This is a genomic window from Nostoc sp. UCD121 (assembly GCF_014222285.1).
GTDB lineage: Bacteria > Cyanobacteriota > Cyanobacteriia > Cyanobacteriales > Nostocaceae > Nostoc.
The window spans coordinates 1-3,807 of record NZ_JACKZS010000376.1 but is presented as its reverse complement, the minus strand read 5'-3'; the positions used below and the strand labels follow the sequence as shown (position 1 = coordinate 3,807).

General features: G+C 37.1%; 3 protein-coding genes. All 3 read right to left on the bottom strand.

The features are described 5' to 3' along the window. Positions 1 to 126: 126 nt before the first annotated feature. Entirely contained in the window at positions 127 to 1,134 is a 1,008-nt protein-coding gene (locus tag GNF10_RS35775) for a patatin-like phospholipase family protein (RefSeq protein WP_185587933.1), read from the bottom strand. Next, on the bottom strand, positions 1,131 to 2,153 hold the full coding sequence (locus GNF10_RS35770) for a diguanylate cyclase regulator RdcB family protein (RefSeq protein WP_185592721.1): 1,023 nt from the start codon (positions 2,151 to 2,153) through the stop codon (positions 1,131 to 1,133). The genes GNF10_RS35775 and GNF10_RS35770 overlap by 4 nt, the downstream gene beginning before the upstream one ends. A 55-nt stretch (positions 2,154 to 2,208) precedes the next feature. After that, a partial coding sequence (locus GNF10_RS35765) for a dynamin family protein (protein ID WP_221644705.1) occupies positions 2,209 to 3,807 on the bottom strand: 1,599 nt, incomplete at its 5' end.

Sequence of the window (3,807 nt, the reverse complement as noted above, 5' to 3'; positions counted from 1 at the left end):
GGTTTATACTATATATAAACTTGTTTCTAAATGTTTGAAGTTAAAGATTCCTAAAAGTATCTGATTTTTGAAATATGAAAGCCCCCCAAGCCCGGTTTCGGATGAAATAACTTACCTAAAATATTTTCATAGCGGTGGGTCATTCAGGAGACACTGTGTAGAATTAACCAACGAGTTATGAGACTCACGTTGGTCTTTCACAGTTCTAAAAACCTCCATAATTGGAATTAAGCAGCGTTTAGCATCTTCGTAACCACGCTTTTTTAATTCGGCGATGCGTTCTGAACTAAAATCCAGGTAGCTATCAATTTTACCAATTATTGGAGTATCAGACTTTTCAATTCTCTGTTCAGGTCTAATTTCAATTACAGTTTGTTCGGGAAAGTCATGGCGATTCCAAGCAGCGCCATTTTTTAAGTGAATTACAATGACGTTTTCGCAACCACGTTTTGCCAAAGCTCTCAAAGGTACATTATCAGCTAAACCGCCATCTATATAGGACTGTCCGTTAACTTCCTGACTAGGAAATGCTAGAGGAAGGGCAGCACTAGCTAGAAGCAATTTGTAGACTGTTTCATCATCAGTACAGTCCTGAATACAAAGCCAGTGAGCATCCGTGCCAGTGCGAGCGCGTATCAAATCAACTAACCAGTCGTAACCCAAAGCGGGTATTTTTAAAGAGGGAAAGACTGTTACCCATAACTCAATACCACGCCGTAGTTCACCAGGGTTAACAGCTTCTCGTAACAGTTGCTCGATGGGAGCAGGGTCAAAAATGGCACTTGAATTTTGCATTAAACCCTCTGTTATAAGAAAATCAAGCAACCATCCCCGCAGTGTAGGTGTAAAGGCTTGAGTAGCGTAGCTAAAAGTACGGAGAACAGCACCTGTATTTGTGCGTAAAATTTCTGCTTTACCTAGCTGTTCCCAAAGTTGATTCAGACGTTGAACAGCGTAGGGGAAAGGATGGTAGGCTGAGAGAACAGCACCATTAAGAGCGCCAATGCTAGTTCCGGCAATAATTTGGGGTTCAAGTCCTAATTCAGCAATATACTGAAGAGCGCCTACTTGGTATGCTCCTTTAGCACCACCACCTGTAAGTACAAGTCCAAGTTGGAGGTTAGCTGGTTTCATTGCATCATCGCCATACAATCATTTGCAGTTTCTTCCACCACATAGGTGATAAATTCCCGTGCGTCGGTGGTGCGGGAAATAGTGCCAATTTGGGCACGACATAGTGCTAGTGCGCTTTGTGCTGGTTTAGCCGGTCTAGCTTCTGTTGGTAGCGTCGATAGTTCCAAGGTTGTACCAATAACAAATAAATGTGGTGTATTAACCAGACGCTGCTGTGGAACGGAGCGAATTTCCAGTAAAGCGGCTGTTAACTCTTGGTCATCTTTTGTCATTCTCATACAGGATTGATCTAATAAATCACCAAGACCAAAGCAGCTATCAGGAAGTTGTTTACTTGTGGCAATAATTTTATTCACCAAAAGCTGACGATAACGTTCTGTATCTCCAGTTTCTATTTCATACATCATTACAGAACTACTAAATACTTCCCGTGCTAGTAAAGCAACTTGTAAAGCCCAAGGAAAATTTGTATAAGTTTGACCAGCAGCCCAAGCAGTAACAATATGATCTAAATCTTCATTTGCTGCAATTCGCACTTCTAAACGACGTACCTGGGCCTCAAGATTATTAAGTCTTGTAGTAACTTTTTGAGCTAACTCGTCTAGTTGATCGCTGAGTTGAACTATTGCGTATTCTTGTTTTTGCAAACTTTGTTTATGATTACGAATAGCATCACGCGCTTCTAGCAATGAGTTTTGAGTGACTTTCAAAGCAACTTGACTAATGCGAAGTGAATCACTAACTTCTAAAATCCAGCTAGAAAGAGCTTCTTGCCCTGAAACTAAGTTCCCATTTAATAGGAGTTTTCGTTTACTATTGCTGCCATCTAGTTTATCCCATAGTTCTCCAAACCAACTTCGATTTTTATGATATCGGATGATATCTTTGCTGACTTGAATCCCATTTATCAAGTCAATTATAGCTTTATCACCAACACCAGGAACTCGACGCTGAAGTTCTTCAAGGGTGCGAGTAGAAGGGCTAATAATATGAATGTTTTTATCTGTTGCATTGGACATTTTAGCTATTTTAATATAATGGCTATTTTTGACTAAAACTTTATTCCTTTTTTATTTAGTTATTTATATGTTTTAAATATTCTAAATACCCGTTTACCTTATTTATCTTTTGACTAGTTTGAGTTTCTAACGAGTGAAGGTTGTTGACTAATTTTTCTTTCTCAACAGATTGAATTTTTTGGTCTGTTTGTGCCTGTATTAAAGTATTACAGTAATTAGTTAAATAGCTATCAAGCTCTGCAAAAAATTTATCAACTCGTTGCTTAAAGTCTTCATCTAAGTATTGATTAATTCCCTCTTTTATATTTTCAATGCTATCCTCAATTAATTTATTTGATTTATCAATTATTTCTTGAAGCGAAATTGTGTAATAGTCCTCTTTTTTATCTGGACGTTTTACATTTATAGTTTCTTTTTTCTTAACCAACCCAAACCAATGGAAGAAGTCTCTCTTTTCAATTGTTTTTGTTTCATAACCTTGAGCTATCCATTTAGTATGCTGATTAACATTTATTTTAGTTTTTCCTATACTTTTACTATCCAAATTTGGTGTTGGCAAAGACAAATTGACATGAAAGCTTTCATTTAATCTTTGACGTGCGCGCTCAATAATAGGCTGAGTCTCAGTATCTAAAGAATTTGTGATATCTTGACGTGCTTGTTCAATTATTTTTTTTGCTTTTTTACGAACACTTTCAACCAAAGGCTGTATAACATTAGACTTTGCAGATGCAATCGCTTGTTCTCCAAAATCTTGTGCCGCGGCTGAACTTTGGAATTCAATTATACTATTACTTGTTTTAGAAATTTCAATTTTATTAAACTTTTTAGAAACCCATTTAAAAAAATTTTGGCTTGCCAAAACTCCTTTTTTTATAAAATCTGCGCGTTGATATTCTTCTTCAGTAAAATATGCTTCTAAATTTTGTTTAGCTTCTTGTTTAATAGTTTCAAGAATTTTCTCAAGCTGTTTATAGAGATTAGCCTTAATTTTATCTATTTCTTGCAACCGATTACGGCATTCTTCTAAGGATTGCAAGTCTCTTTCTAATGCACTGACTTCTTGTTTTAATTTTACTTCATCTTCGTTAATGGCACTGCTACGAAGTTGTACATCATTATTTAATTCTTCAAGATAAGCACGAGTAATCCTGAGTGCAGATTCTATGCTTCGAGGTGCAGCTTCTGCCATAAGTGCATTAATAGCACCAATTAGAAACTGGTCAAAACCTGACTTTTTCCACAACCTTTCAGCTTTGCGTTGTAAATCTTCTGCCGTTGCTTCTTCAAGTTCTTCTTCCCAATCAATACCGAACACTTCTTGAGCAAGCAAGCGCACTGTTTTTAGCTCAGTCACCTTAATACCGCAACCCTGATGCAATTCTGTTAAAAAGGTAGCAGAGGTAAATGCTTGTCTAGCTGATATTTCAAATACTCTATTAATATCGCCGGAACCACCTATATTAAACTCCGCAGCTACGAACTGCTGCACTTGTTCAGGACTCATATCACCATCTCGTCGTTGATCAACTTTGTTAATCAACACGTATAAATTATCTTTGCCTCTTAGTTCGATAACTTTATCAACATCCTTTTTGACTTTTTCGGCAGCCTCAGTTTTAAGTTGGGTAAAGTCTAGAACCATTAATACTAT